The sequence below is a fragment of the Thauera aminoaromatica S2 genome, assembly GCF_000310185.1.
Classification (GTDB): Bacteria; Pseudomonadota; Gammaproteobacteria; order Burkholderiales; family Rhodocyclaceae; genus Thauera; species Thauera aminoaromatica.
On sequence record NZ_AMXD01000209.1, the window covers coordinates 1 to 4,516 of the forward strand.

The following is a 4,516-nucleotide window of genomic DNA, read 5'->3' on the forward strand; positions in this document are numbered from 1 at the left end:
AGCGACGCGAGTCGCGATCGGGGCGCCGCCGCGCTCGCCGCGGTCGCCGCATGCGCAATCGTGCGGTCGCGACTTGCGTCGCGCCTACGGACACCGCGGCTTATGGAACGGAGTCTTCCGCTGCGACGCGCGGCGGGCGGGAAATGCGGATCCGTTGCAGCGCAAAACGCGCGAAAGTTTTATCCTTGGGGCTGTCGGGCCCGTTTCGCTGCGACGCAACGAAAAAAAAGAGCCCGGCACTCGAACCGGAGAGGCGCAGATGCGCGGCGAAAAGCAGGCCGGCAAGGCCAGGACGCGAACGAGCGTTGCGGCACCCCCCTTGCAAGCGATGGGCCCGGACTTGGCCAGGGTGGCTCCCGAGTCGCTGCAGTCCTTGCTGCAGGCGAGCCATGCCGATCCCTTCGCGCTGCTCGGCGCCCATCCGGTCGCGGGCGGAATGGTGCTGCGCACGCTGCTGCCCGGTGCGCAGGCGGTCGTGGTGCTCGACATCGACGGCCGTCCGCTGCTCGAGCTCCAGCCTCAGGACGGATCGCCGCTCTTCATCGGCGCGCTCCCGGGAGGCTCGCATCCGCTGCGCTACCGACTGCACGTACGCTGGTCCGGTGGCGGCGAGACGCGCTTCGACGACGCCTACCGCTTCGGCGCGCTGATCGAGGATCTCGACGTCTGGCTGCTCGCCGAAGGCAGCCATCACCGCCCCTACGAGTGGCTCGGCGCGCACCCTGTGACCGTCGACGGCGTCGCCGGCACGCGCTTCGCGGTGTGGGCGCCCAACGCGCGCCGGGTTTCTGTGGTGGGCGGCTTCAACGCCTGGGACGGCCGCCGCCACATGATGCGGCAGCGCCGCGAGTGCGGCGTGTGGGAGATCTTCCTGCCGGGCATCGGCGAGGGCGAGCTCTACAAGTACGAGATCCTCGGCGTCGACGGCGTCGTGCGCCTCAAGGCCGACCCCTTCGCCTTCCGCGCCGAGCTGCGCCCGCACACCGCCTCGGTGGTGCAGCGCCTGCTGCCCGGGCTGGCGATCGACGAAGCGCGCCGGCGCGCCAACGCGCTCGACGCGCCGATCAGCATCTACGAGGTCCACCTCGGCTCCTGGCAGCGCAAGGAAGACGGCGGCTGGCTGTCCTACCGCGAGCTCGCCGAGCGCCTGGTGCCCTACGCAGTCGGGCTCGGCTTCACCCACCTCGAGCTGCTGCCGGTGCACGAGCACCCCTTCGACGGCTCCTGGGGCTACCAGCCCACCGGGCTGTACGCGCCGAGCGCGCGCTTCGGCACACCGGAGGATTTCCGCGCCTTCACCGATGCCGCGCGCGCCGCCGGGCTGGGGGTGATCCTCGACTGGGTGCCGGCACACTTTCCGAGCGATGCCCATGGCCTGGCCGAGTTCGACGGTACCCACCTGTACGAGCACGCCGACCCGCGCGAGGGCTTCCACCAGGACTGGAACACGCTGATCTACAACTACGGCCGCGCCGAGGTGCGCAACTACCTCGCCAGCAACGCGCTGTACTGGATCGAGCGCTTCGGCGCCGACGGGCTGCGGGTGGATGCGGTGGCCTCGATGCTGTATCGCGACTACAGCCGGCGCGAGGGCGAGTGGGTGCCGAACCGCTTCGGCGGGCGCGAGAACCTGGAGGCGATCGACTTCCTGCGTCGCATGAACCACCTCGTCGGCACGCAGCGCCCCGAGGCGATCACGCTCGCCGAGGAATCCACCGCCTTCCCCGCCGTCAGCCGCCCGCCCTCACCCGACCTGCAGGGCGGCGGCCTGGGCTTCCACTACAAGTGGAACATGGGCTGGATGAACGACCTCCTCGCCTACCTCGCGCGCGACCCGGTGCATCGCAAGCACCACCACGACCAGCTGCGCTTCTCGCTGGCGTATGCCTTCAGCGAGAACTTCGTGCTGCCGCTGTCGCACGACGAAGTGGTGCACGGCAAGGGCTCGCTGCTCGCCAAGATGCCCGGCGACGTCTGGCAGAAGTTCGCCAACCTGCGCCTGCTCTACGGCTACATGTGGGCGCACCCGGGCAAGAAGCTGCTCTTCATGGGGTGCGAGTTCGCCCCGTGGTCCGAATGGAACGCCGACGCCAGCCTGCCCTGGGAGCTGCTCGGGCACGCCCCGCACGCGGGCATGCAGCGCCTGGTGCGCGATCTCAACCGCGTGCTGCGCAGCCATCCGGCGCTGTACGAGCAGGACACGGCGAGCGAAGGCTTCCGCTGGATCTCCCACGACGATGCGGCGCACTCGGTGCTGGTCTTCGAGCGCCGCGCGCGCGACGGCCGCAGCGTGGTGGTCGCGTGCAACTTCACCCCGTTGGCGCGCGAGGGCTGGCGCATCGGCGTACCCGCGGCGGGCACCTGGCGCGAGCTTCTCAACACCGACGATCCGGTGTATGGGGGCTCGGGCGTCACCAATGGCGCGCTGCGAAGCGAGGCACTGCCCTGGCAGGGCGAGGCACAGTCGATCGTGCTGCGCCTGCCGCCGCTGGGCGTGGCGATGTTCGTACGCGTGGACTGACACGCCTGGACGCATGCCCCGGCAAGAGAACGCAGCGATGAGCGCCCCGCACCCCGACTCCCTTCCCATCCTGCAGCACGGGTGCGCTCCTTGCGAGGACGGGCCCGGCGCCGCAGCGGATCCGCTCGCCATGGCGCATGCGCTGCCTGATCCGGACTTGCGCCCGGGGCAGCCGTGGCCGCTCGGTGCCACCCTCACCGCAGACAGCGGCGAGACCGGGGTGAACTTCGCGGTGTGGTCGCCGGACGCCGAAGCGATCGAGGTCTGTCTTTTCGATGCCGCAGGCCGCGAGGCGCTTCGCCGCCTGGCGCTGCCGGCGTGCAGCGAAGGCGTCTGGCATGGCTTTTTGCCTGCCGGCGGGGTCGGCCTGGTGTATGGCCTGCGTGCTCATGGCCCGTGGGCGCCAGGGCGCGGCCACTGGTTCAACCCGGCGAAGCTGCTGCTCGACCCCTGGGCGCAGGAGGTGGTCGGCAGCTACGGCCGCCAGCAGCCCGGAGCAGCCGACGATGTGGAGCTCGCGGCAAGGCTCGCCGCGTTCCGCGCCGCCCGCAGCGACGATCCGCGCCTGCCCGACCCGCGCGACAACGCTGCCTTCGCCCCCAAGGCGAGGGTGCCCGCCCCCGCCCCTGCTCCGGCGTATGACCGCCCTCCCCGCCCGCACATCCCGCGCGAGCGCACGGTACTCTACGAGGCCCACGTGCGTGCGCTGACGATGCGCCACCCGGACATCCCGCCGGCGCTGCGCGGCAGCTACGCCGCCCTCGCCCACCCGGTGATGCTCGATCACTACCGGGCGCTCGGCCTCACCACGCTGAGCCTGCTGCCCCTGCACTTCCGCGCCGACGAAGCGGCGCTGCAGCGCCGTGGCCTCGCCAACCACTGGGGCTATGCGCCCGCAGCCTGGCTCGCCCCCGAGCCGCGCTACTGGAGCGGGCGCGCGGGCACCACCCCGACCGGGGAACTCGCGGGGGCGATCGACGCGCTGCACGCCGCCGGGCTCGAGGTGGTGCTCGACGTGGTCTTCAACCACACGGCCGAGCTCGACGCGGACGGCCCGATGCTGTCGCTGCGCGGGCTGGCCAACGCGCGCGCCTACCATCTCGACCCGCAAGACCCGGCGTGCTACCGCGACTGGAGCGGCTGCGGCAACGCGGTGAACCTCGGCGAGCCGCGCATGGTCGAGCTGGTCGTCGGCGCGCTGCGCCACTGGGCCGCGCGCTACCGCATCGACGGCTTCCGCCTCGACCTCGCGGTCACGACCGGGCGCGACCGCCACGGCCATTTCGATACCGGTGCGCCGCTGTTCGCGGCGATCGCCGCCGACCCGCTGCTCGCCCGCCTGAAGTGGATCGCCGAACCGTGGGACCTCGGCCCGGACGGCTACCGGCTGGGCGGGTTCGCGCCCGGCTGGATGGAATGGAACGACCGCTTCCGCGACACGATGCGCGCCTGGTGGCTATGCGGAGGGGGAGACCGCGGCGCATTCGCCCACCGCTTCGCCGGTTCTGCGGCGGAGTTCGACCACGACCGCCGCGCCCCCACGGCCAGCATCAACTTCCTGTGCGCGCACGACGGCTTCGGCCTGCGCGACGTGGTGAGCCACGACCACCGCCATAACGAGGCCAACGGCGAGCACAACCGCGACGGCCATCCGCACAACCACTCGTGGAACTGCGGCGTGGAAGGCCCGAGCGCGGACCCCGACGTGCTCGCCCTGCGCGCCCGCCTGCAGCGCGCCCTGCTCGCCAGCCTGCTGCTCGCCCAGGGCACGCCGATGCTGCTCGCCGGCGACGAGATCGGCCACAGCCAGCGCGGCAACAACAACGCCTACTGCCAGGACAACGAGACGACCTGGCTCGACTGGGCCGCCGCCGACCGCGAACTCCTCGCCTGCGCTCGAAGGCTGCTCGCCCTGCGCGCAGCCCACCCCGCGCTGCGCCAGGCCGCCTGGCTGCGCGGCCCGGAGCACGGCGAGGCGGCGAGCGTGCGCTGGCT

The 4,516-nt window shown here is 71.9% G+C and carries 2 protein-coding genes; both read left to right on the plus strand.

The window, feature by feature from the left end:
• The first annotated feature begins 328 nt into the window (after positions 1-328).
• Positions 329-2,521, plus strand: a complete 2,193-nt coding sequence (gene glgB / locus C665_RS18520) for a 1,4-alpha-glucan branching protein GlgB (protein ID WP_040829692.1) — start codon at positions 329-331, stop codon at positions 2,519-2,521.
• Positions 2,522-2,651: 130 nt separating this feature from the next.
• A partial coding sequence (gene glgX / locus C665_RS18525) for a glycogen debranching protein GlgX (protein WP_004326394.1) occupies positions 2,652-4,516 on the plus strand: 1,865 nt, incomplete at its 3' end.

Coding starts and splice junctions, on each gene's coding strand:
- glgB (WP_040829692.1), top strand. CDS start 329: ATGGGCCCGGACTTGGCCAGGGTGGCTCCCGAGTCGCTGCAGTCCTTG.